Below are 22,982 nucleotides of genomic sequence, written 5' to 3'. Positions count from 1 at the left end.
GAGGCTTTCTGCGCGATGAACGACGCCATCGCCTTCCTCCACACGGCGCAGGTCCATGTGCCGACCTTCGAGCGCCTGACCCGCGAGATCGCGCCCGAGCTGGAGGTGCGCCACCTGGTGATGGAGGAACTGCTGCACGAAGCCCGCGCCGTGGGCATCGAGAACCCGATGCTGGCCGCGCGCGTGCACGAGGCCATGCGCGAGGCTGCATCCGAGGGCGCCGCCGTGGTGGCGTGCACCTGCTCGACCATCGGCGCCATTGCGGAAAAAACCCCCACCGGCGGCGCCTTCGCGGCCCAGCGCATCGACCGCGCGATGGCCGACCGCGCCGTGCGCGCGGGCCCGCGCGTGCTGATTGCGGCGGCGCTCGAAAGCACGCTGGAGCCGACCACCGCGCTGGTTCTTTCGGCCGCCGCGCAGGCCGGCGTCGGCGTCAGGCCGAGCGCGCTCCTGGTCGCCGAGGCCTGGCCGCACTTCGAGGCCGGCGACAGCGCCCGCTATATCGAGATGCTGGCCAGCGCAATCCGCAGCGCCGCCATCGGCGCCGACGTGGTGGTTCTGGCGCAGGCCTCGATGGCCCCCGTCGCGGGCGAACTGGCAGACCTCGGCATCGAGGTGCTCGGCAGTCCCGGGCCGGGCGTTGCGCATGCCGTGGCCACGCTGCGCGCCTCGCGCTCGGCGTGGGCGCCGTGGGGCACGACCCCGGCTACTCCGACTTGAGGATCGTCTCGCCCTTCAATGCGCCCAAGTCGCGGATGTTGAAGCGGTGCCGCTTCCAGCCGGCCCACGTGCGGCGCAGGTGGGTGATCGAGATGAAGTAATAGAGAAACTTGAACATGCCGAGCGCCCGCCATATCGGCGTGCCGCGGTAGATGTCGCCGGCCAGCAGCGACATCAGCCCCTCCTTCACGCGGAAGGGATTGCCCGGGTACATGAACATGTCGCGGATGGTCGGGTTGGTCACGCGGTAGATGAACCACGAATACTCCCGCGGCCCCTTGCGCATCATGGCCTCGAAACTCTCGCGCACCGGCGCCAGTTCGGCCGGCCGGTCGAGCGCGGTGGCCACCAGCTCCGCGCCGTCGAAGGCGCTGTGCATCGCCAGGTACACGCCCGACGAGAACATCGGGTCGATGAAGGTGAAGGCGTCGCCCAGCATCAGGTAGCGGTCGCCCGTCGCGTGCGTGCTCGAATACGAGAAGTTGCCGGTGGCGTGCACCGCATCGTCCACCAGCGTGGCGTGCTTCAGCCGCTCCACCAGCACCGGGCACAGCGCGATGGTGTCGTAGAAGAAGTCTTTCAGCGGCTTGTCGCGCGTCTTCAGGTAGTACGGCCAGCAGACCGCGCCGACGCTGGTGGTTCCGTCGGCCAGCGGAATGAACCAGAACCAGCCGTGCGCAAACCAGCAGATGCTGATGTTGCCTTCCTTCTTGCCCTCGAGCCGTTCGGCGTTGGTGAAATGGCCGAACAGCGCCGTGCTGTTGTGGTCGGGGTTCTTTTCCTTGCAGCGGAATTTGTTGGCCAGCAGCGTGTCGCGGCCCGTGGCATCGACCACGAAGCGCGCGCGCCAGCTGCGCCGGGCGCCGTCGTCCATCTGGGCCTGCACCGTGGCGCCATCGGCATCGAAGGCCACGTCGCGCACCTTGCAGCCTTCGAGCGCCTGCGCGCCGCGCGTGGCGGCATTGCGGAACAGCAGCTCGTCGAGTTCCGAGCGGCGCACCTGCCAGGCCGAATCGAGCGACTTGTCCCAGCCTTCGGCAAAGTCCACGTAGCTGCGGTGCTCATGCTCGGGAGAGACGAACTCGATGCCGAACTTCGGCATGCCGATCTTCTCGACCTGGTCGCGCACGCCGAGCTTGTCGAACAGCTCCACGTTCGCCGGCAGCAGCGATTCGCCGATGTGAAAGCGCGGGTGGTGCTCCTTTTCGAGCAGCACCACCTTGCGGCCCTGCTGCGCGAGCAGCGCCGAGATCGTGGAGCCCGCGGGGCCGCCGCCGATGACGAGGACGTCGCAGGACTCATCGGCCGCCGGGGGAGCGGAAGAAGCGGAGGAAGTAGCTTGAGGCAAGGACATGCGAAGGCAAGCAACATGAGTGACAACCGCCAAGCATAGCGCGGCCGAAGCCGCCCGCCCCTCGGTGCCTTCCTATGGCGCGTTCTGCAGGCTGGCCTGCGTGACGCTCGCGCCCGCGGGCACGTCGTCGGTGATCCACACGTTGCCGCCGATGACCGCACCCTTGCCGAGCGTCACGCGCCCGAGGATGGTGGCGCCCGCATAGATCACCACGTCGTCCTCCACCACCGGGTGGCGCGGCAGGCCCTTCTGCAGGTTGCCCTCGGCATCAGTCGGAAAGCGCTTGGCCCCCAGCGTCACGGCCTGGTACAGCCGCACTCGCTTGCCGATGACCGCCGTCTCGCCGATCACCACGCCCGTGCCGTGGTCCATGAAGAAGCCCGCGTCGATCTGCGCGCCGGGGTGGATGTCGATGCCGGTCTGCGCATGCGCGAGCTCGGCCACGATGCGCGCCAGCAGCGGCAAGCCGAGTGTGTAGAGCTCGTGCGCCAGCCGGTGGTGGATCATCGCGAGCACGCCCGGGTAGCACAGCAGCACCTCGTCCACGCTGCGCGCCGCCGGGTCGCCCTGGTAGGCGGCGAGCACATCGGCGTCGAGCTGGCGGCGCAGCTGCGGCAGCGCGTTCGCGAACTGGCGGATGGCCTCGGTGGCGATGCCGTCGATCTCGCTCGAGGGGCGCGGCTCGTGGCGGGCGTTGTAGTTGAGCTCCAGCCGCGCCTGCACCAGCAGTGCCTGCAGGGCGGTGTTCAGCGTGTGGCCGACGTAGAAATCCTCGCTCTCGTGGCGCAGGTCGGGCGGGCCGAGCCGCATCGGAAACAGAGCGCCCTTGAGCGATTCGATGACCTGCGTCAGCGCATCGCGCGACGGAAACTCGCGCGTGCCGGGCTCGCGCGAGCGGCGCTGTGAATCGCGCCACTCGTCGCGCGCCGCGTGCAGCGCGCGGACGATGTCGCCTACTTCGAAATTGGCCATGGCTTTCTCTCCGGGCGTTTTGTACATCACACTGTAGAAGCCCGCGGCTGATGTGCCAAGAACTGAAAACCCGGCTGCTGCAACCGGAAAAAACCCGGCGCCAACACGGCGCCGGGTTGTTCGCAAGCCCGAGGGTCCGTCAGAGCTTCGCGATCGAAACCTCCGTCGACTTCACGAGAGCGACCACGTCGGAGCCCACCTTGAGCTGCAGTTCGTCGACCGAGCGCGTGGTGATGACCGAGGTGACGATGCCCCAGGCGGTTTCGACGTCGACTTCGGAGACGACGTCGCCGCGGATGATCTCGCGGACCTTGCCCTTGAACTGGTTGCGGACGTTGATGGCTTGGATGGACATGGTGTTTCTTTCTCTTTGAGGTTGAAGGAAGGGTTCTGGCATGAGGAACAGGGGCAAGGCGGTCACCCCGCGGCGGCAGCCAGCGCCTGGTCGAGGTCGGCGACCAGGTCGTCGATGTGCTCGATGCCGACCGACAGGCGCACGGTGTCTTCCGTGACGCCGGCCCGCGCCAGCTCTTCGGGCGAGAGCTGCCGGTGCGTGGTGGAGGCCGGGTGCGTGGCGAGCGAGCGCACGTCGCCGATGTTCACGAGCCGCGTGAAGAGCTTGAGCGCATCGAGGAACTTCGCCCCGCCTTCGCGGCCGGCGCCGATGCCGAAGGTCAGCACGCCGCTGGACCGGCCGCCGAAGTACTTCTTTGCCAATGCATGGTCGGGATGGTCCTCGAGCGCCGCGTAGTTGACCCAGTTCACGGCCTTGTGCGTCTTCAGGTGCTGGGCCACCGAAAGTGCATTGCTGCTGATGCGGTCCATGCGCAGCGCCAGCGTCTCGATGCCCTGCAGGATCAGGAAGGCGTTGAACGGCGAGATCGCCGCACCGGTGTTGCGCAGCGGCACCACGCGCGCGCGGCCGATGTAGGCGGCCGGGCCCAGCGCCTCGGTGTAGACCACGCCGTGGTAGCTCACGTCGGGCTCGTTCAGGCGCCTGAAGCGCTGCTTGTGTTCCGCCCACGGGAACTTGCCCGAATCGACGATGGCGCCGCCAATGCTGGTGCCGTGGCCGCCCAGGTACTTGGTGAGCGAGTGCACCACGATGTCGGCGCCGTGTTCGATGGGCCGGCTCAGGTAGGGCGAAGGCACCGTGTTGTCCACGATCAGCGGCACGCCGTGGCGGTGCGCGATCTCGGCGATGGCCGCAATGTCGGTCACGTTGCCGGCTGGGTTGCCGAGCGATTCGACGAACACCGCCTTGGTCTTCTCGTCGAACAGCTTCTCGAAGCTGCTCGGGTCGCGGTGGTCCGCGAAGCGCGTGGTGATGCCGAACTGCGGCAGCGTGTGCGCGAACAGGTTGTAGGTGCCGCCATACAGCGCGGTGCTGCTGACGATGTTGTCGCCCGCCTCGGCAATGGTCTGGATCGCATAGGTCACGGCCGCCTGGCCCGAGGCCAGCGCAAGTGCCGCGATGCCGCCCTCGAGCGCGGCCACGCGCTGCTCGAGCACGTCCTGCGTCGGGTTGTTGATGCGGGTGTAGATGTTGCCCGGCACCTTCAGGTCGAACAGGTCGGCGCCGTGCTGCGCGCTGTCGAAGGCATAGGCCACCGTTTGATAGATGGGCGGCGCCACGGCGCGCGTGGTCGGCTCGGGCGAGTAGCCGGCGTGCACCGACAGGGTTTCGAATTTCCAGTTCTGCGACATGCGACTGCCTTTCTTCTTTGTGGATGAACGGTGGATTCAGATCGCCCAGCGCAGCGTATGCGCCGAAGGCTGCAGCCAGTTGGCGTCCGTGGCGGCGGATTCGGTGTCTTCGGGCTTCTGCAGCACGCGGTCGAGGATGCGTTTCTCGATGGCCGCGAACGCCGAGTCGCCCTGCGAGCGCGGCCTGGCAAGCGCAATGTTCTCGTCGAGCGCGATGCGCCCGTCCTCGATCAGGATCACGCGGTCCGCGAGCGCCACGGCCTCCTGCACGTCATGCGTCACCAAGAGCGCGGTGAAGCGGTGGCGCTGCCACAGGTTCTCGATGAGGCGATGCATCTCGATGCGCGTGAGCGCGTCCAGCGCGCCCAGCGGCTCGTCGAGCAGCAGCAGGCGCGGGTGATGCACCAGCGCCCGTGCGAGCGCCACCCGCTGGCGCTGGCCGCCCGACAGGCGCGCCGGCCATTCGTTCTCGCGGTCGGCCAGGCCCACCTGCGCGAGCACCTCCTTGCCGCGCGCCTTGGCCTCGGCGGGCAGACCGAGCGTCACGTTGTCGAGCACGCGGCGCCACGGCAGCAGGCGCGCTTCCTGGAACATGATCCGGGTGTCGTCGTGCAGGCCGTCGATGGCCTTGCCGTCCGTGTAGAGCCCGCCGGCGCTGGCCTTCTCGAGTCCGGCAATGAGCCGCAGCAGCGTGCTCTTGCCGCAGCCGCTGCGCCCGACGATGGCGATGAACTGCCCCGGCTCGATGGCGAGCTGCGCGTTGCGCAGCACCTCGCGCTCGCCATAGCGCTTGTGCAGGCCGCGCGCCTCCAGGCGAACGCCGCCCGAGATGGCCAGCGGCCGTGTGTCTTTCAGAACAGCATTCATGATGATTTCAGGCCCGGTTGGAAGAGCGCCACGTCGAGCGCGTTGATCTTTCTAGGCAGCAGCTTTTCCGCGAAGAAGGCATCGGCGATGCGCTGCTGTTCGGCCAGCGCTTCGGCCACCACCGGACGCACCGCGTAGCTGCGGCGGGCGTTGGCCTGCTCGATGGTTGCCGCGTCCAGGCCCCATACGGGCGACAGCGGCGCCGCGGCTTCCTTCGGGTTCTGCTTGACCCATCGGCCGGTTTTCTCGAGCTCGGCATAGACCACGCGCAGCACGTCCGGGCGCGCCTTCGCGAACTTGGTGCTGGCAAGGTAGTAGCGCTGGTACGAGGCGATGCCCGTGCCATCGGCCAGCACGCGCACCCTGGCCTGGCGCTGCGCGGCCGCCAGGAACGGGTCCCACACGACCCAGGCGTCGATGGCGCCGCGCTCGAAGGCGGCACGGCCGTCGGCCGGCGTCAGGTAGGCGGGATCGATGTCCCTGAACGACAGGCCGGCCTTCTCCAGCGCCGCGATCAGCAGGTAGTGCGCGCCGGCCGCCTTGGCGAAGCCGACCTTCTTTCCCTTCAGGTCGGCCACCGACCGGAGCGGCGAGTCCTCGCGCACGAGAATGGCCTGCGCGGCCGGCGACGGCGCTTCCTGCGCGACAAAGGTCAGGTCGGCGCCGGCGGCCTGCGCGAACACCGGCACGGTGTCGGCCACGTCGGCACTGATGTCCAGGTTGTCGAGGTTCAGCGCCTCGAGCAGCGGCAGGCCGCTGGTGAACTCGTGCCAGCTCAGCGTGGCGTTGAGCGGGGCGAGCTGCTTTTCGAGCGTGCCCTGCACCTTCAGCAGCGCGATCAGCGTCGAGGATTTCTGGTAGCCGAGCCGCACGGTGACGGGCCGCGTGGCCCCGCCCTGCGCGAACGCGGCACCGGCGCCCAGTGCGCCCAGCGTGGCGATGGCCGCGCGTCGCGAAAGGATGTTCTTCATGTGCCCTGCCCTCACTTCGCCGTCTTCTTCTGGTAGCCCGGATGCCAGCGCAGCCACCATTGCTCCAGCCCGCGCGCGAACAGGTCGGCCAGCTTGCCGAGCAGCGCATACAAGAGGATGCCCACCAGCACGATGTCGGTCTGCAGGAACTCGCGGGCGTTCATCGTGAGATAGCCGATGCCGGCCTGCGCCGAGATGGTTTCGGCCACGATCAAAATCACCCACATCAGCCCCAGCGAAAAGCGCAGGCCCACCAGGATGGACGACAGCGCGCCGGGCAGGATCACCTCGCGGTACAGCTGCCAGCGCGAAAGCCCGTAGGTGCGCCCCATCTCGATCAGCTGCGGATCGACGTTGCGGATGCCGTGGAAGGTGTTGAGGTAGATCGGAAAGAACACCGACACCGAGATCAGGAACAGCTTGGCCGATTCGTCGATGCCAAACCACAGGATCACGAGCGGAATGAGCGCCAGCGCGGGAATGTTGCGCACCATCTGGATGGTCGAATCGAGCAGCGTCTCGAAGAACTTCACCGAGCCCGTCAAGAGGCCCAGCACCAACCCCGTTCCGCCGCCGATCGCAAGGCCCGCGAGCGCACGTCCCGCGCTCACCTTGACGTGCGTCCAGAGCTCGCCCGACACCGCCAACCCCCAGGCGGCCTTGACCACGTCCACCGGTGCCGGCAGCACCCGCGTGGAGAGCCAGCCCAGCGACGAAGCGATCTGCCAGAAGACGATCAGCCCCACCGGCACCAGCCACGGCACCAGCCGAACCGCCACGCTGGCGCCGAAGGCCTTGAGCGCGCCGCCGGCGTTTTCTTCTGAAGAAGGCGCAACCGCCGGCAGTTCCTGTACTTGTTCCGTCATGGGAGGTCCTTAGCTTTGGGAGGCGAGGCGCGAAGGCGCATCGAGATTGGCGACCACTTCGCCGAACGGCCCGCTCAGCGAGCCGCCCGCGAGCCGCGACCGCGCCTTGCGCGAGAGCAGCGGGAACACCAGCTCGGCGAAGCGGTAGGCCTCTTCGAGATGCGGGTAGCCCGAGAGAATGAACTTGTCCAGGCCGAGCGCCGCGTATTCCTCGATGCGCGCCGCCACGGTCTGCGGGTCGCCCACCAGCGCCGTGCCCGCGCCTCCGCGCACCAGGCCGACGCCGGCCCAGAGGTTGGGGGAAATCTCGAGCTCGGCGCGCGAGCGCCTGGCGCCACCGGCATGCAGGGCGGCCATGCGGCGCTGGCCTTCGGAATCCATGCGCGCGAAGGCAGCCTGGGCGCGGATCACGGTCTCGTCGTCGACGCGGCTGATCAGCTCTTCGGCGGCCTTCCATGCGGCGTCCTCGGTCTCGCGCACGATCACGTGCAGCCGGATGCCGAACTCGACCGTACGGCCCTTGCGCGCGGCGCGGTTGCGCACGTCGGCGATCTTCCTGGCCACCTCCGCGGGCGGTTCGCCCCATGTGAGATAGGCATCGACCTGCTCGGCCGCAAGCTCGTGCGCGGCGGCCGACGAGCCGCCGAACCACACCGGCGGATAGGGTTCCTGCACCGGCGGATAGAGCAGCTTCGCGCCCTTCACGCTCAGGTGCCGGCCTTCGTAGTCGAAGGCTTGCCCACTGTGGCTGCGCGCAAGGATCTCGCGCCAGATGCGGATGAACTCGGCCGTTTGCTCGTAGCGCGCCGCATGGTCCAGGTACACGCCGTCGCCTTCGAGCTCGGCCTGGTCGCCGCCGGTGACCAGGTTCACCAGCAGGCGGCCGCCCGAGAGCCGGTCGAAGGTCGCGGCCATGCGCGCCGCCAGGCTGGGCTGGTGCAGGCCGGGCCGCACCGCCACCAGGAACTTGAGGTTCTTGGTCGCGCCGATCAGGCTCGAGGCGATCACCCACGGGTCTTCGCAGGAGCGGCCGGTGGGAATCAGCACGCCTTCGTAGCCGAGCTGGTCGGCCGCGCCCGCGATCTGCTGCAGGTAGGCCAGGTCGATGGGCCGCGCGCCTTCGCTGGTGCCGAGATAGCGGCTGTCGCCATGGGTGGGGAGAAACCAGAATATCTGCATGTCGTCTTTCCGTGGTGCTGAGTCAGATCGCGAAGAAGACACCGCGCACGCGGGGCAGCGCGCAGCGCAAGCGCGGCAATGCGGTGCGCACACGCCGCCGCTCGGCAATGCCCCAGGCGCGCGTGGTCGTGGCAAGCACGCGGGCGGCGCGGTCGCGCAAGACTTCCTGCATCACGCGATGCCCGCCGCGGCGGCCTCGAGCACGTTGATCCTTCGGGGGATCAGCTTCAGGTCGAAGAAGGCGTCGGCGATCTTCTGCTGCTCGGCGAGCACGGCCTTGCTGATGGGACTGGTCCCGTAGGCCGCGCGTGCCACCGACAGGTCGGCCACCGGCTTCGGCAGGCCCCAGAGGGCGGCCAGCTCGGCGGCAAGTTCGTTCTTGTTGGCGGTGCCCCAGAGGTCGACCTTGTTGATCTCTTCGATCGCAATGGCCAGCACGTCGGCGTTCTTTGCCGCGTAGCCGAGCGACGAGAAGTAGTAGCCGCGGTTGCCCACCACGCCGGTCGCGTCGGCCAGGATGCGGGCCTCGAGCGATTTCTCGGCGGCGGCAAGGAACGGGTCCCAGATCACCCATGCATCGACCGAGCCCTTTTCGAACGCCGCGCGCGCGTCGGCCGGCGGCAGGTAGACGAGGTTCAGGTCGCTGTAGGCAAGGCCGTGCTTCTCGAGCAGCTTGACGATGAAGTAGTGGACGTTCGAGCCCTTGTTGAGCGCGACCTTCTTTCCCTTCAACTCGGCCACGGTCCTGATGGCCGAGCCCTTGGGCACCAGCACGGCTTCCGACTGGGGCCGCGGCAGCGTGGTGGCCACGTAGGCCAGCGGCGCGCCGGCGGCCTGCGCGAAGATCGGCGGCGCCTCGCCCACGTCGCCGAAGTCGATGGAGCCGACGTTGAGGGCCTCCAGCTGCACCGGGCCGGCAGTGAACTCGGTCCACTTCACGGCCACGCCGAGCGGCGCCAGCCGCTTCTCGAGCGTGCCGCGGCCCTTGAGGATGCTGAGCGAACTCTTCTGGTTGCCGATGCGCAGTTGGCGCGCCGGCGCCTGGGCCAGCGCGGCGAAGGAAGGCAACGCAATTGCGGTAGCGGCGCCCTGCAGCAGGCGGCGGCGCGGAATGGAGATGGAAGTCATGGGCTCGTCCTTTTCGAATGCCGATGCTGGTGGCCTCAGGCCGAGATGAAGCCGACGATGAGCGCGATGGCGGTCACCACGATCGTGCTGATGGCCAGGTCCCGCAGCGCCTTCCAGATGGAGCGGGGCTGCGCGTCGAGTGCGGAGTCTTCGGTGGCAACGGGGTTCATGCGTGGATTCCTTGAGCAAAAACTTCAGGCAAAGCTGTGCCCTGGTCGCGCAAGACGCGACTTCAAAAACGGGAACAGGAATGGGGCTGGCCGGACTCGGGTTCGATCAAGAACCCGTTCTAGACACTACATCGCACCCTGGAGAACGGCACCGGCTCGAAGCCATGCGTGGCCGGCAGCTTCAGCCCTTCGGTCGCGAGCACCTCGACGGCCTCGTTGAGCCGCTCGGCCAGGTCGGCGTGCACCTGGTAGGCGTTCTCGGGCGTGAGCGTGATCTGCGAATCGGTCGCGTAGACGCCCGGCAGGATGTGGCGCGCCGACAGCGCATGCAGCACCGGCCGCAATGCGTAGTCGAGCGCGAGCATGTGGTGCGGGCTGCCGCCGGTGGCCAGCGGCAGCACGGTCTTGCCCTTGAGCGCGTTCTGCGCCAGCAGGTCGAGAAAAACCTTCAGCACGCCGCTGTAGGCGGCCTTGTAGACCGGCGTCGCCACCACGACCACGCGCGCATGCGCCACCTGCGCAATGGCGCGCTCGATGGCCGGATGGTTCCAGTCGGCCAGGAGCAGCGCCTGGGCCGGCAGGTCGCGGATCGCGAGCCGTTCGATATGGGCGCTGCGGCCGGCCAGCCGCTCGCCCACGGCCTCGAGCAAGGCGCTGGAACGCGAAGGTGCGGAAGGACTGCCGGCAATCAGGAGAACGGACACAGGGGGACTTTCGGTTTTCTTCGGAATTTCGCTTCGAGGGTGCGGGGCGAATTACTTCTGCTTGGCCGTGTAGATCTGGTCGAAGGAAGCGCCGTCGGCAAAGTGCTCCTTGTCGGCCTTGGCCCAGCCGCCGAAGGCCTGGTCGATGCTCACCAGCGTGAGCTTGGGAAACTGCTTGTCGTACTTGGCCCTGGCCTTTTCCGAGGTCGGGCGGTAGAAGTTGCGGCCCGCAATGTCCTGGCCTTCGTCCGAATACAGGTATTTGAGGTATTCCTCGGCCACCGCGCGGGTGCCCTTCTTGTCGACCACCTTGTCGACCACCGCCACGGTGGGCTCGGCCAGGATGGAAATCGACGGCACCACGATCTCGAACTTCTCGGCGCCGAATTCCTTCAGGGCCAGGAAGGCTTCGTTCTCCCAGGCCAGCAGCACGTCGCCCACGCCGCGCTGCACGAAGGTGATGGTGGCGCCGCGCGCGCCGGCGTCCAGCACGGGCACGTTCCTGAACAGATTGCCGATGTATTCCTTGGCCTTGGCGTCGCTGCCGTACTTGCGCTTGGCAAATTCCCAGGCGGCCAGGTAGTTCCAGCGCGCGCCGCCGGAGGTCTTGGGGTTGGGCGTGATCACCTGCACGCCGGGTTTCACGAGGTCGTCCCAGTCCTTCAGGCCCTTGGGATTGCCCTTCTTCACCAGGAACACGATGGTCGAGGTGTAGGGCGCCGAGTTCTGCGGAAGCCGCTTCTGCCAGTCGGCCTTGACGAGGCCGCCGTGCTTGGCGAGCGCGTCGATGTCGCCGCCCAGCGCCAGCGTGGCAACGTCGGCATCGATGCCGTCGATGATCGAGCGCGCCTGCTTGCCCGAACCGCCGTGCGACTGCTTGACGGTCACGTCCTGGCCGGTCTTGCCCTTCCAGTATTTGGCGAACGCGCGGTTGTAGTCGACGTAGAGCTCGCGCGTCGGGTCGTACGACACGTTGAGCAGCGTCACGGGGGCCGCGCCCTGCTGCGCGAACGACGGCAATGCCGTCAGGGCCATGGCACCGGCCACGCCGGCACCCAGGGAAAGCTTGATAAAGTCGCGGCGAAGGCTCATGGTGTCTTGCTCAAAAAGGCATATCAATGAAGCTGCGTATTCTCAATACGACATATAGAAACTGGAACGACCGAGTTTTCAGTTCTAAATAGCCAAATCAACTAAGCAACCGCTTTCCCCACCAGAGGCAATCAAAAATGGCACGCATGGTTCAGTGCATCAAGCTCGGCAAAGAAGCCGAAGGGCTCGACTTCCCGCCCTACCCCGGGGAACTGGGCAAGCGCCTGTGGGAGAACGTCAGCAAGGAAGCCTGGGCCGCCTGGCTCAAGCAGCAGACCATGCTGGTCAACGAGAACCGGCTGAACCTGGCCGATCTGCGCGCCCGCCAGTACCTGGCCCGCCAGATGGAAAAGCACTTCTTCGGCGAAGGCGCGGACGTCGCGCAGGGCTACGTTCCCCCCTCGAACTGAGCCCGCCTTGGCCGCCGAGCCCGTCGCCTGGCGCGCCGACGGCGTGCCGTCCAGCGAGCGCTTCGACGACATCTATCACACCGAAACCGGGGCGCTGGCGCAGTCGCGCCACGTGTTCCTGGGCGGCTGCGGCCTGCCCGGCGCCTGGTCCGGGCGGCCGCAATGGCGGATTCTCGAAACCGGATTCGGGCTCGGCCTCAATTTCCTGACAAGCTGGCAGGCGTGGCGCGCGGATGCGAACCGGCCGCGGATGCTGCACTACGTCTCGGTCGAGGCGTACCCGGTCGGGCCCCATGACCTGCTGCGCGCCGCCGGGGCCTACCCCGAGCTGATGCCGCTGGCCGAGCAACTGGCCGCGCAGTGGCATGGGCTGCTGCCGGGCTTTCACCGGCTGGCCTTCGACGCCGGCCACGTGCTGCTCACGCTGTGCATCGGCGACGTGCAGCCGATGCTGCGCGCGCAGCGCTTCGAGGCCGACAGCATCTTTCTCGACGGCTTCAGCCCGCAGCAGAACCCGGCCATGTGGTCGGCCGACACGCTGAAGGCGGTGTCGCGCTTTGCGCGCCAGGGCACCGGCCTTGCCAGCTGGACCTATGCCCGTGCGGTGCGCGATGCGCTCTCGCAGAACGGCTTCCAGCTCGAAAGCCGCCCAGGCCTGCCGCCCAAGCGCGACTGCCTGGCCGGCGTGTTCGCGCCGGCCTGGACCGTACGCCGCCGCGGCCCCGCGCCCGCGCACATCGAAGCACCGGGCCGCTGCGCCGTGATCGGTGCCGGGCTGGCGGGCGCGGCCGTGGCCGCCAGCCTGGCGCGGCGCGGATGGCAGGTCACGGTGCTCGATGCGGCCGAACGTCCCGCGGCCGGCGCGTCCGGACTGCCGGTCGGCGTGATGGCGCCGCATGTCTCGCCAGACGATGCCCTGCTGTCGCGGCTCACGCGCGCCGGCATCCGCGCGACGTGGCATGAACTGGAACGGCTGCTGGAGGAAGGCCGCGATTGGCGCGCCAGCGGCGTGCTGGAACGCCGGCCCGAGGGCGATACGCGGGTTCCCGCCGGGTGGAGCGACGGCGGCCCCAATGAGTCGTGGCCCGCGAGTGCCGCGCAGTTGGCAGAGGCCCGCTTGCCGGCCGATGCGCCGGCCCTCTGGCATGCGCGCGCGGGCTGGGTACGGCCGCAGCGGCTGATCACGGCCTGGCTGCGCGGGCCGGGGATCGAGTTCCGCGCTAACACGCGGGTGGCGCGCATGGCGCACGGCGGCGGCGCCTGGCAGCTGTTCGATGCGGCGGACCAGTTGCTGGCCGAGGCGGAGCGCGTGGTCATCGCCGCAGGTTTCGAATCGGGCCGCTTCGCACCGGGGCTTCCATTGCAGCCCGTGCGCGGGCAGGTCATGTGGGGTGCCATGGCAGCGGATGACGGGCTGCCCGCGACACCCATCAACGGTGATGGCCACCTGATCGCGCACGTACCCGCCGACGACGACGGCACCCAGCTCTGGCTGGCCGGCGCCACCTTCGACCGCGACAGCACCGATCTCGAGGCGAACGGCGCCGATGCCGCCGCCAACCGCGAGCGCCTGGAGCGGCTGCTTCCCACAGCGGCCGCCGCACTGGCCGCGAGCTTCGATCGCGGCCAGGTCAACGCATGGGTCGGCGTGCGCTGCGCATCGGGCGACCGCCGGCCGCTGGTCGGCCCGCTCGATGCCGATGATGCAGCCGGTGCGCCGGGCCGCTGGGCCTGCACCGCGCTGGGCTCGCGCGGCCTGAGCTTCGCGGCCCTGTGCGCCGAACTGCTGGCCGCGCAATGGCATGGCGAACCGCTGCCGCTGCCGGCCAATCTGGCCAAGGCGCTTGCCACCCAGCGAACGCAAGCGTAGGCGCTGCCGCGCCAAGGCCCCAGAATGCAGCGCATGGCCATCCAATACGACATCACGCACACCACTGTCTACCGCTACAAGAAGCCGGTCACCTTCGGTCTGCACCGGGTGATGTTCCGCCCGCGCGACAGCCACGACCTGCGCGTGCTCGCCACCGACCTGCAGGTGAGCCCCGAGTCGTTCACGCGGCTGATCCAGGACCCGCATTCGAATTCGGTCGCGCTGGTGCAGCCCATGGGCGAGGCCACGGAGCTGCGCATCGTGTGCTCCTTCACCATCGAGCACGTGCCGGCGCAGCAGGACCAGCTCGCGCTCGACCCGGCCGCCGAGTTCCTGCCCTTCGCCTATTCGGTGCAGGAGCGCCTCGACCTCGAGCACTACCTGCGCCCGCACCACGACGACGACGCCAACGGCACGCTGATCCGCTGGGCCCACCAGTTCCTGCACACCGACCAGCCCAACAGCACGCGCGAAGTGCTCGCGCGCATGAACGCGCACATCGGCCAGAGCCTCGAATACAAGGCGCGCGACGAGGAAGGCACGCAGACGCCGCTGCAGACGCTGGCGCTCGGCAGCGGCAGCTGCCGCGACTACGCGCTCCTGATGATGGAGGCCGCGCGGCGCCTGGGCATTGCCACGCGCTTCGTCTCGGGCTATCTCTACGACGCCGCGCTCGACCGCGCGGCCCAGGCGCCCGGCGAATCGATGACCGGCGCCGGCACCACGCACGCCTGGCTGCAGGCCTACCTGCCGGGCATCGGCTGGCTCGCCTTCGATCCCACCAACAACCTCATGGGCAGCGGCCAGCTGATCCGCGTCGGCGTCACGCGCGACCCGGCGCAGGCCGCACCGATCTCGGGCAGCTGGTATGGCGACGCCGAGGCCTACGACGGCCTCGAAGCCACGGTGGTGGTGACGCGCCGCAAGGGCTGACGCAGCGCGCAAGGGTGTCGCGCAGGAGATAGCAGCTACGGGAAAGCCCGGGCCGATGCGCCCGGCAACGCCCCTACGCTGCGCCGCCGGTCCAGCGAAATAGCACGGTCGTTCTCTACGGCCGCGCGAGGCTGCGCTGCGCCGGGCTTCTTCCCAACAACACAAGAACGGAGAGAGACATCCCATGCATTCCGCGCGCCTGACATTTCTTGCCCTTGCAGCCAGCCTTGCCGTCGCATCCTGCGGCGGGGGCGGCGGCGGCAACGGCTTTGCCTTCACGCCACTGCCGCCGGCTCCGGCACCCGCGCCGCCGGCACCGCCTCCTCCGCCCCCGCCACCCCCGCCGCCCGAAGAAACGCGCCTGCAGGACAGCCGCAATTCCTTCGCGCCCGCCGATCCCGCGGCCACCACCTTCGCGGCGCTCGCCCCAGATGCCGGCGACACCATCGACAACACCACCACCAGCCGCTGGGCCGGCATGCTCGGCGGCGCGCAGTACCGCATCGAGGTGCCCGCCAACTGGAACGGCAAGCTCGTGATGTACGCGCATGGCTACGCCGGCGAAAGCAACCTGCTGCAGGTGAACAACCCCTCCATCCGCCGCTTCCTGATCCAGAACGGCTACGCCTGGGCCGCCTCGAGCTACAGCAAGAATTTCTACGACGTGCGCGCGGGCGTGGAAGACACCAACGCGCTGGCCCTGCAATTCAACGCCATCGCCAAGGCCAACGGCCGCGAGCTCGCGGCGCCCTCGAGGATCTACATCACGGGCCATTCGATGGGCGGCCACATCACGGCGGCGGCCATCGAGGACGAGGCCTATGCCACCGCCAACCACAAGGTGAAGTACCACGGCGCGGTGCCGATGTGCGGCGTGATGGGCGACACCGAGCTGTTCGATTACTTCGCGGGCGCGCAGGTCGCCGCGCAGGCGCTGGCGGGGCTGCCCAAGTACCCGAGCGTCAACTGGCTGGACATCCGGGCGCAGGTCACGGGCACGCTGTACACCGCCTTCCCGGGCACGCCCACGGCCACCGGCCTGAAGTTCGGCTCGGTGGTGAAGAACCTCACGGGCGGCGAGCGGCCGATGTTCGACCTGGGCTTCACGCAGGGCGGCTCGTTCGCGGCGGTATGGGGCGTGTTCGGCAGCGACGGCACGGTCAACGGCATCCTGAACAGGAGCACGCTCGACACCAACCGCTTCACCTACACCATCGACGGCGACGAGCCGGGCACGACGGCGCTGAACGCCGCGGTGCTCAAGCTCAGCGCGGCGGCCGATGCGAACCGCCTGCGCACCGACGGCCTGCGCTGGATCCCCAAGGCCAACGGCGAGTTCAGGATTCCGGTGGTCTCGCTGCACACGCTGGGCGACCTCTACGTGCCCTTCAGCATGCAGCAGATCTACCACCAGCGCGTGGCGGCCAAGGGCAACGGCGGCTGGCTGGTGCAGCGCGCGGTGCGCGGCATCTCGCACTGCGACTTCACGATCGCCGAGCAGGCCGAGGCCTTCGACGCGATGGTCAAGTGGGAGCGCGATGGCGTGAAGCCGGCGGGCGACGACGTGGTCACTGCGGCCACGGTGGCGGACCCGGCCTATGGCTGCACGTTCACGCGCCCGCTCGGCACGGTGGACGAAAGCAGCACCAGCCAGGCGACGCGTCCGAACGCAGCCGCCGCGCGCCCCTGCCCGCCCTGAGCGGTGTGATCGGCCTGTGGATCGGCAGATGCTCGGCGCCCACGCTGTGGCATCGCCTCCACCCACAGGCCACCCGCGAGCGCTGCCCCGGACATTGACGTCCGCTGGAATCGGCTGCAATGTCGCCCCATCGGCCTGGCACCCCAGCCTCCTTCAAGGACAGCACATGAGAATCCCCGCACTCACCGCCGGCATGCTCGCCGCCGTGGCGCTGGCCTGGCATGCCGCGCCTTCGTTCGCAGAGCCGGCCCGGCGCGTGCCGGCGCCCGCGGTCGACCTGCCGGCCTCGCCCACCACGAAATACGACATCGCCGTGTTCGCCGGTGGTTGCTTCTGGGGCGTGCAAGGCGTGTTCCAGCGGGTCAAGGGCGTGAACAACGCCGTGTCCGGCTATGCAGGCGGCGAAGCGAAGGTGGCGCGCTATGACGACGTGCGCTCGGGCCGCACCGGCCATGCCGAATCGGTGCGCATCACCTACGACCCGCGGCAGATCAGCTACGGCAAGCTGCTGCAGATCTATTTCTCGGTGGCGCACGACCCGACCCAGCTGAACCGGCAAGGGCCGGACACAGGCCCTCAATACCGCTCCACCGTGTTTGCCGAGAACGCCGAACAGGCCCACATCGCGAAGGCCTACGTCGTGCAGCTGAACCAGGCCAGGACCTTCGGCAAGCCGCTGGCGACCACCATCGAAATGGCGAAGCCGTTCTATGCGGCCGAGGCCTATCACCAGGACTTCCTCACGCGCCATCCGAGGCACGCATACATCGTGTTCAACGACCAGCCGAAGATCGAGGAACTGAAGAAGCTGTTCCCGGAGAGCTACCGGTCGACCCCCGTGCTGGTGAATGCGGCAAAGGGCGGCTGATGCTCAGCCGGGTTTCGGCGCGTCCGCCAGCGCGTCGTAGGCGCCGCGGCGCGCGGCCTGGTTGCAGCGGGCACGGTGCACCAGCGCCTGCTGCGCCACCGCAACGTTGGCGGCATCGCCTTTCCAGGCATCCAGCGCCGGCTGCTGGACGGCGCGCGAGTATGAAAACGCCAGCGCCCACGGCAGCCGCGACCCGGCTCTCGCGTTCATGGCATTCAACCGGGCCGACGCAAGCTGCGCCGACTGCCCGCCCGACAAGAAGGCGATGCCCGGCACGGCCGCGGGCACGATGCGCCGCAGGCACGACACCGTGGCGTCGGCGACTTCTTCCACGCTCTCCTGCTTCGGGCAGTCCTGCCCGGGCAGCACCATGTTCGGCTTCAGCAGCATGCCTTCGAGCAGCACGCCCTGCAGGCGCAGCTGGACGAACACCGTGTGCAGCGTCTCTTCCGTGATTTCCGCGCAGCGCGCGAGGGAATGGTCGCCCTCCATCAGCACCTCGGGCTCGACGATGGGAACGAGTCCGGCCTCCTGGCACAGGGCCGCGTAGCGGGCCAGCGCATGGGCGTTGACCTCGATGCATGCACGGCTGGGCAGGCCGGGGCCGGGCGTGATGACGCCGCGCCATTTGGCAAAGCGCGCGCCCATGCCGGCATATTCCGCCAGCCGTTCGCGCAGGCCATCCAGGCCTTCGGTGACCGTCTCCCCGGGGTGGCCCGCCAGCGGCTTCGCCCCGGTATCGACCTTGATGCCGGGAATGATGCCCGCGCCGCCGAGCACCGAGACGAAGGACGCGCCCGATTTCGTTCGCTGGCGGATGGTTTCGTCGAAGAGGATGGCGCCGCTGATGGACGCGCCGAGGTTCGGCGCGGTGACGATCAGCTCGCGCCAGTCGCGCCGCGCGTCCTCGGTCTGCGGAATGCCCAGTTTGGCAAAGCGCTTGTGGCAGGTGGCGTTGCTCTCGTCCATCGCGAGCAAGCCCTTGTCGCCGGCGACCAGCGCCCGGGCGGTGTCGATCAGTGCCTGTGCAGTCATGATGATGAGACCCTCACTTGCTTGCAAAGATCGTACGCCTCCACCCGCGCCGAGGCTAGATCACATTCTTCTCGAGCAGCGGCCGGTTCTCCAGAATCCGCGCGAACGACACCGGCGACAGGTCGAGGCTGCGGTATTCGCCATAGCGGATGAGTTCCGCCACGCCGCGCCCCGCCGCCGGGCACTGCTGGAGCCCGTGCCCGGAGAAGCCGTTGGCGAAGAACAGGTTGTCGCAGTCCGGGTGCAGGCCGAGGATCGCGTTGTGGTCGAACAGGTTCATCTCGTAGTAGCCGGCCCATGCGCCGGTCATGCGGATGGCCTCGAAGGCGGGCACGCGGCGCGCCAGTGCGGGCCAAATGAAATCGTCGAAGACGCGGTAGTCGACTTCGAGCGGCGCGTCGTCGCGGTCGCGGTCCTGGGGCGGCGCAAAGCCGCAGATGAAGCGGCGGCCTTCGGGGCGCAGCCAGATGCCCGAAGTGTCGATCACCAATGGGCAGCCCGGCAGGGTCTCGGGACACGAAAAGCTGAACACCATGCGGCGGCGCGCGCGCACCGGCAGATCGATGCCGGCCCAGCCCGCCACCCTTGCGGCCCAGGCGCCGGCGGCGTTGACCACCACGTCGGCCTCCAGCACATTGCCGATGTCCAGTTCCACGCCGGCCACCACGCGGCCGCTGCACTTCAATCCCGTGGCCTGCGACTGCACATAGCGCGCCCCCTGCGATACGGCTTTCTTGCGAAAGGCCTGCAACAGGCTGTAGCCGTCGTACCAGCCCTCGCCCGAAAGGCCCAGCGAGGCCAGTGCGATGCCATCGGCCGACATCCATGGAAAGCGCGCCTGCAGCGCGTCGGGCGCCAGCAGGACCACGTCGACGCCGTGCGCCTTCTGCACCGCGTGGTTCTCGCGCAGCACCTCGACGCCCTCCGGCGGCGCCAGGTACAGGTAGCCCGGCTCGACCAGGCCGATGTCGGGCACGTTGTCGCCGACGCGCAGGTTTTCGCCCAGGTGGCGGAAGAAGTCGATGCCGTAGAGCGACATCTCGATGTTGATGGCGCTCGAAAACTGCTGCCGGATCGAGCTGGCCGACAAGGCCGACGAGGCCTGCGTGTACGAAAAATCGCGCTCGACCACGGTGATGTCGAACGGCTCCTCCTGCGGATCCCGGTTGAGAAAATAGGCGATGGCGGAGCCGATGGCACCGCCGCCGATGATCACCACACGACGCATGAAATTCCTTTCTTGCTGTTCGCCGACAGGTCCAATCCGCGCGAGCCGCCGCAAAAAACCGCGAGCCCGGCACGCAGAATAGCAACGATGAGAAAAGACATTCCCAACCTGGGTGCCTTGCAGGCCTTCGAGGCCTCGGCGCGCCTGGGGAGTTTCACCCGCGCGGCGGCCGAACTCGCGCTGACGCAAAGCGCCGTCGGGCGGCAGGTGGCCACGCTGGAGCAGCGGCTGGGCGTGGCGCTGTTCTCGCGCGTGCGGCGGCGCCTCACGCTCACCGACACCGGGCGCGAATATGCGGCGCGCATCCGCCGCCACCTCGACCAGATCCGGCGCGACACGCAGGAGATCAGCGCCGGCCACGACATGGGCTTCGTGCTCGAAGTGGCCGTGGTGCCCACCTTCGCGACGCAATGGCTGATCCCGCGGCTGCCCGATTTCAGCCGGCGGCATCCCAACATCACCGTCAATCTCTCGGCGCGCTCGCAGCCCTTCTCGTTCCAGGAGAACGCCTACGACGCGGCCATCTATTTCGGCGACCAGTTCTGGCCCGGCACGCAAGGCGGACTGATCTTTTCCGAAGGCCAGATGGTGCCGGTCTGCAGCCCCGCCTTCCGCGACGCCAACGGCCCGTGGGACGAGTCGGCCTTCGAGCGCTGCCGCCACGTGCACCTGGGCACGCGCGCCCATGCCTGGCGCGACTGGTATGCGCAGCAGGGCTGGGACTACACGGTGCAGGCCTCGCGCGGGCCGCGCTACGAGCTCTTCACCATGGTGACCGCCGCCGCAACCGCCGGCATGGGCGTGGGCCTCGCGCCGCGCATCCTGATCGAGCGCGAACTGCGCACCGGCGAGCTCGTGATCCCGATCGACCGGCACCTGGAAGTGCGCCAGGGCTACTACTTCGCCTACCCCGAGGGCCGGCCGGCTTCAGGAGCACTGGAGCATTTCAAGCGCTGGGTGCTCGGGCTCGCGCCGGCCTAGACGGGATTGGGATTGCGCTCGAGGAAGCCCTGCTGGTGCCAGTACGGATAGGCGCGCGTGGTGGCGCTGGCCGCATCGAGCTCGGCCACTTGCGCGGGCGTGAGCGCCCAGCCCGCGGCGCCCAGGTTCTGGCGAAGCTGCGCCTCGTCGCGCGCGCCGATCACCACGCTCGACACGGTCGGGCGCTGCAGCAGCCAGTTCAGCGCCACCTGCGGCACGGTCTTGCCGACTTCGGCCCCGACCTTCTCGAGCGCATCGACCACGCGGAAAAGCAGCTCGTCGGGCACCGGCGGGCCCATGTCGGCCGTCGCGTGCAGCCGGCTCGTGGCCGGCAGCGGCTGGCCGCGCCGGATCTTGCCCGTGAGCCGGCCCCAGCCCAGCGGGCTCCAGACCACCGCGCCCACGCCCTGGTCCTGCGCGAGCGGCATCAGCTCCCATTCGTAGTCGCGCCCGACCAGCGAGTAGTAGGCCTGGTGCGCCACGTAGCGCGCATAGCCGTAGCGCTCGGCCACCGCCAGCGACTTCATCAGGTGCCAGCCCGAGAAGTTCGACGCGCCCACATAGCGCAGCTTGCCCGCGTGCACCAGGTCGTCGAGCGTGGACAGCGTTTCTTCCACCGGCGTGCCCGCGTCGAAACCATGCAGCTGGAACAGGTCGATGTAGTCGGTGCCGAGGCGCCTGAGCGCGCCATCGACCGCACGCACCAGGTGGTGGCGCGAAGAACCCACCTCGTTCGGCCCCTCGCCGCTGCGAAAGGTGGCCTTGGTCGAGATGAGGAGCTGGTCGCGCGGGCGGCCCTTGATCGCCTCGCCGAGCACCGACTCGGCCGCGCCGGCCGAATAGATGTCCGCGCTGTCGAACATGTTGACGCCCGCCTCCAGACAGATGTCGATGAGCTTGCGCGCCTCGGCCACGTCGGTGCTGCCCCAGGCGCTGAAAAGCTCGCCCTTGCCGCCGAAAGTGCCGGTGCCGAAACTCAATACGGGGACCTTGAGGCCCGATTTGCCGAGGTGACGGTATTCCAAGGTATTACTCCTTCGATCGAACGAACCAACGAACAGGATGAATGACGTATCCATTGTTGGCCGCTGCAGGAACCACGTCGCGCGCCGGGCTTTGCGCTCCATCGAGCTCGATACGATCGAGCGATGCAGATCGCGATCGAAAACCCCGGCCAACCCGACGTCATCCAGCTCATCGACGACCTCGATGCGTACCAGAAGCCGCTGTACCCGCCCGAGAGCCACTACGGCATCGACATTGCCGCGCTGTCGGCGGCCCACGTGCTGTTTGCGGTCGCGCGCGACGAGGCGGGCATGGCCATCGGCTGCGGTGCCCTGGTCATGAACGCGGGCTACGGCGAACTCAAGCGCATGTACGTGCGGCCGCAGAACCGCGGGCAAGGCGTGGCCACGAAGGTGCTGGGCTTTCTCGAAGCCGAAGCAGCGGTACGCGGATGCGCCGTGTTCCGGCTGGAGACGGGCGTGCGCCAGCCCGAGGCGCTCGCGTTCTATGCGCGCGCGGGATATGCGCGGCGCGAGCGCTTCGGCGACTATCCCGACGATCCGTTGAGCGTCTTCATGCAGAAGGAGAAGGCGGCGGCATAACCCGCTGCACGGGGCTTCCGGCTCACCGCGCTTCGCAGTTGGCGAACCCCTGGAGTCCTGCCAGCTCATCCAGGATGGGACATTCCGGACGACTGTCGCCTTCGCAGCAATGGGCCAGGCGCTCGAGCAGGCGCTTCATGTGCGCGAGCTCCTCGATGCGCTGGGCCAGGTCGTCGGCCCGTTCGAGCGCGACGCGCTTCACATCGAAGCTCGCGCGGTGTCCGTCGCGCCACAGCGCGTGCAACTCGACGACTTCCGGTGTTTCGAAACCCAGCGCGTGCGCCCTTCGCACGAAGCGCAGCGTCGACACGGCGCCTTCGTCATAGCGGCAGCCATCGTCGTCGGTGCGCGCCATGCCCTCGAGCAGCCCGAGCGACTCGCAGTCGCGCAGCAATTGCGCGGATGCGCCGGACCGGGCAACAACGCCGGCAAGAGACAAGCGCGACGCAGCAGCCGGTGCCGTGGGATGTTCCATGGAGTTCTCCTTTCAGCCAAAGAACAAAGTCTCGGCCTTCACACCATGGGAGAGTCAAGAAGCCGCATGGTGGGCTTCCAAGATGAAGTCAGGGTAATCCCTTGGTTTTACGCCAAAGCCCCCCGTTCCTGGCCCGCTACTTGCGA

At 68.4% G+C, this 22,982-nt stretch carries 25 protein-coding genes; 8 read left to right on the top strand and 17 right to left on the bottom strand.

Annotation, left to right across the window (positions count from 1 at the left end; all coding sequences use genetic code 11):
• Positions 1–15: 15 nt before the first annotated feature.
• The gene (locus RZE77_RS13365; protein WP_319442236.1) at positions 16–720 is read left to right on the top strand and encodes an Asp/Glu/hydantoin racemase; all 705 of its coding nucleotides are present in this window, start codon (positions 16–18) and stop codon (positions 718–720) included.
• Here the strand turns inward: RZE77_RS13365 and RZE77_RS13360 are convergent.
• The 13 genes from RZE77_RS13360 to RZE77_RS13300 form a co-directional block, all read right to left on the bottom strand.
• Positions 707–2,074, bottom strand: a complete 1,368-nt coding sequence (locus tag RZE77_RS13360; protein WP_319442235.1) for an NAD(P)/FAD-dependent oxidoreductase — start codon at positions 2,072–2,074, stop codon at positions 707–709. The two genes, RZE77_RS13365 and RZE77_RS13360, sit on opposite strands and share 14 nt — an antisense overlap.
• Before the next feature lie 72 nt (positions 2,075–2,146).
• Positions 2,147–3,046, bottom strand: coding sequence for a serine O-acetyltransferase EpsC (gene epsC / locus RZE77_RS13355; RefSeq protein WP_319442234.1), 900 nt, complete (start codon positions 3,044–3,046; stop codon positions 2,147–2,149).
• 139 nt (positions 3,047–3,185) lie between these two features.
• Complete coding sequence (locus tag RZE77_RS13350; protein ID WP_007829250.1) at positions 3,186–3,401, bottom strand: TOBE domain-containing protein; 216 nt, start codon at positions 3,399–3,401, stop codon at positions 3,186–3,188.
• A 62-nt stretch (positions 3,402–3,463) separates the two neighbouring features.
• Positions 3,464–4,753, bottom strand: coding sequence for an O-acetylhomoserine aminocarboxypropyltransferase/cysteine synthase family protein (locus tag RZE77_RS13345; RefSeq protein WP_319442233.1), 1,290 nt, complete (start codon positions 4,751–4,753; stop codon positions 3,464–3,466).
• 36 nt (positions 4,754–4,789) lie between these two features.
• The gene (locus RZE77_RS13340; RefSeq protein WP_319442232.1) at positions 4,790–5,620 is read right to left on the bottom strand and encodes an ATP-binding cassette domain-containing protein; all 831 of its coding nucleotides are present in this window, start codon (positions 5,618–5,620) and stop codon (positions 4,790–4,792) included.
• Positions 5,617–6,591, bottom strand: coding sequence for an aliphatic sulfonate ABC transporter substrate-binding protein (locus tag RZE77_RS13335; RefSeq protein ID WP_319442231.1), 975 nt, complete (start codon positions 6,589–6,591; stop codon positions 5,617–5,619). Before RZE77_RS13335 ends, RZE77_RS13340 begins: the two co-directional genes overlap by 4 nt.
• Before the next feature lie 11 nt (positions 6,592–6,602).
• Entirely contained in the window at positions 6,603–7,457 is an 855-nt protein-coding gene (gene ssuC, locus RZE77_RS13330; RefSeq protein WP_319442230.1) for an aliphatic sulfonate ABC transporter permease SsuC, read from the bottom strand.
• 9 nt (positions 7,458–7,466) lie between these two features.
• The gene (gene ssuD, locus RZE77_RS13325) at positions 7,467–8,636 is read right to left on the bottom strand and encodes an FMNH2-dependent alkanesulfonate monooxygenase (RefSeq protein WP_319442229.1); all 1,170 of its coding nucleotides are present in this window, start codon (positions 8,634–8,636) and stop codon (positions 7,467–7,469) included.
• A 22-nt stretch (positions 8,637–8,658) separates the two neighbouring features.
• Entirely contained in the window at positions 8,659–8,808 is a 150-nt protein-coding gene (locus RZE77_RS13320) for a hypothetical protein (protein ID WP_319442228.1), read from the bottom strand.
• The gene (locus RZE77_RS13315; RefSeq protein ID WP_319442227.1) at positions 8,808–9,764 is read right to left on the bottom strand and encodes a sulfonate ABC transporter substrate-binding protein; all 957 of its coding nucleotides are present in this window, start codon (positions 9,762–9,764) and stop codon (positions 8,808–8,810) included. Before RZE77_RS13315 ends, RZE77_RS13320 begins: the two co-directional genes overlap by 1 nt.
• Positions 9,765–9,799: 35 nt before the next feature.
• The gene (locus RZE77_RS13310) at positions 9,800–9,934 is read right to left on the bottom strand and encodes a hypothetical protein (RefSeq protein WP_012748080.1); all 135 of its coding nucleotides are present in this window, start codon (positions 9,932–9,934) and stop codon (positions 9,800–9,802) included.
• Between the two features lie 119 nt (positions 9,935–10,053).
• Positions 10,054–10,638, bottom strand: a complete 585-nt coding sequence (gene ssuE, locus RZE77_RS13305; protein WP_319442226.1) for an NADPH-dependent FMN reductase — start codon at positions 10,636–10,638, stop codon at positions 10,054–10,056.
• A gap of 51 nt (positions 10,639–10,689) precedes the next feature.
• A complete protein-coding gene (locus tag RZE77_RS13300) occupies positions 10,690–11,730 on the bottom strand; it encodes a sulfate ABC transporter substrate-binding protein (RefSeq protein WP_319442225.1) in 1,041 nt (346 codons plus the stop codon).
• 137 nt (positions 11,731–11,867) lie between these two features.
• Here RZE77_RS13300 and RZE77_RS13295 point away from each other — a divergent pair, with 137 nt between their 5' ends.
• From RZE77_RS13295 to msrA, 5 genes are all read left to right on the top strand, one after another.
• Positions 11,868–12,140, top strand: coding sequence for an oxidative damage protection protein (locus RZE77_RS13295; protein ID WP_012748083.1), 273 nt, complete (start codon positions 11,868–11,870; stop codon positions 12,138–12,140).
• Between the two features lie 7 nt (positions 12,141–12,147).
• Positions 12,148–14,010 (top strand): bifunctional tRNA (5-methylaminomethyl-2-thiouridine)(34)-methyltransferase MnmC2/FAD-dependent 5-carboxymethylaminomethyl-2-thiouridine(34) oxidoreductase MnmC1, encoded by a 1,863-nt coding sequence (mnmC, locus tag RZE77_RS13290; RefSeq protein ID WP_319442224.1) that lies wholly within the window; start codon positions 12,148–12,150, stop codon positions 14,008–14,010.
• A 33-nt stretch (positions 14,011–14,043) separates the two neighbouring features.
• On the top strand, positions 14,044–14,943 hold the full coding sequence (locus RZE77_RS13285) for a transglutaminase family protein (RefSeq protein WP_230537788.1): 900 nt from the start codon (positions 14,044–14,046) through the stop codon (positions 14,941–14,943).
• 184 nt (positions 14,944–15,127) lie between these two features.
• Complete coding sequence (locus RZE77_RS13280) at positions 15,128–16,642, top strand: alpha/beta hydrolase family protein (RefSeq protein ID WP_319442223.1); 1,515 nt, start codon at positions 15,128–15,130, stop codon at positions 16,640–16,642.
• A 166-nt stretch (positions 16,643–16,808) separates the two neighbouring features.
• On the top strand, positions 16,809–17,510 hold the full coding sequence (msrA, locus tag RZE77_RS13275) for a peptide-methionine (S)-S-oxide reductase MsrA (protein WP_319442222.1): 702 nt from the start codon (positions 16,809–16,811) through the stop codon (positions 17,508–17,510).
• A 3-nt stretch (positions 17,511–17,513) separates the two neighbouring features.
• Here msrA and RZE77_RS13270 read toward each other — a convergent pair whose 3' ends face one another.
• Both RZE77_RS13270 and RZE77_RS13265 read right to left on the bottom strand, forming a co-directional pair.
• Positions 17,514–18,545: a class I fructose-bisphosphate aldolase gene (locus tag RZE77_RS13270; RefSeq protein WP_319442221.1), complete on the bottom strand. Its 1,032-nt coding sequence runs from the start codon at positions 18,543–18,545 to the stop codon at positions 17,514–17,516.
• Between the two features lie 55 nt (positions 18,546–18,600).
• Positions 18,601–19,773, bottom strand: a complete 1,173-nt coding sequence (locus tag RZE77_RS13265; RefSeq protein ID WP_319442220.1) for an NAD(P)/FAD-dependent oxidoreductase — start codon at positions 19,771–19,773, stop codon at positions 18,601–18,603.
• An 87-nt stretch (positions 19,774–19,860) separates the two neighbouring features.
• Between RZE77_RS13265 and RZE77_RS13260 the strand changes: the two genes are divergently transcribed.
• Positions 19,861–20,754, top strand: a complete 894-nt coding sequence (locus RZE77_RS13260) for a LysR substrate-binding domain-containing protein (RefSeq protein ID WP_319432394.1) — start codon at positions 19,861–19,863, stop codon at positions 20,752–20,754.
• Here the strand turns inward: RZE77_RS13260 and RZE77_RS13255 are convergent.
• Positions 20,751–21,779 (bottom strand): aldo/keto reductase, encoded by a 1,029-nt coding sequence (locus tag RZE77_RS13255; protein ID WP_319442219.1) that lies wholly within the window; start codon positions 21,777–21,779, stop codon positions 20,751–20,753. The two genes, RZE77_RS13260 and RZE77_RS13255, sit on opposite strands and share 4 nt — an antisense overlap.
• A gap of 123 nt (positions 21,780–21,902) precedes the next feature.
• Between RZE77_RS13255 and RZE77_RS13250 the strand changes: the two genes are divergently transcribed.
• Positions 21,903–22,361 carry a GNAT family N-acetyltransferase gene (locus RZE77_RS13250; protein ID WP_319442218.1) on the top strand — a complete coding sequence of 153 codons (459 nt, stop codon included), beginning with the start codon at positions 21,903–21,905 and terminating at the stop codon, positions 22,359–22,361.
• A gap of 22 nt (positions 22,362–22,383) precedes the next feature.
• Here RZE77_RS13250 and RZE77_RS13245 read toward each other — a convergent pair whose 3' ends face one another.
• Positions 22,384–22,836: a MerR family DNA-binding protein gene (locus tag RZE77_RS13245; RefSeq protein ID WP_319442217.1), complete on the bottom strand. Its 453-nt coding sequence runs from the start codon at positions 22,834–22,836 to the stop codon at positions 22,384–22,386.
• Positions 22,837–22,982: the final 146 nt, after the last annotated feature.

This window comes from Variovorax sp. SPNA7, from assembly GCF_033807855.1.
Classification (GTDB): Bacteria; Pseudomonadota; Gammaproteobacteria; order Burkholderiales; family Burkholderiaceae_C; genus Variovorax; species Variovorax beijingensis.
This window is presented reverse-complemented; position numbering and strand designations above follow the sequence as displayed.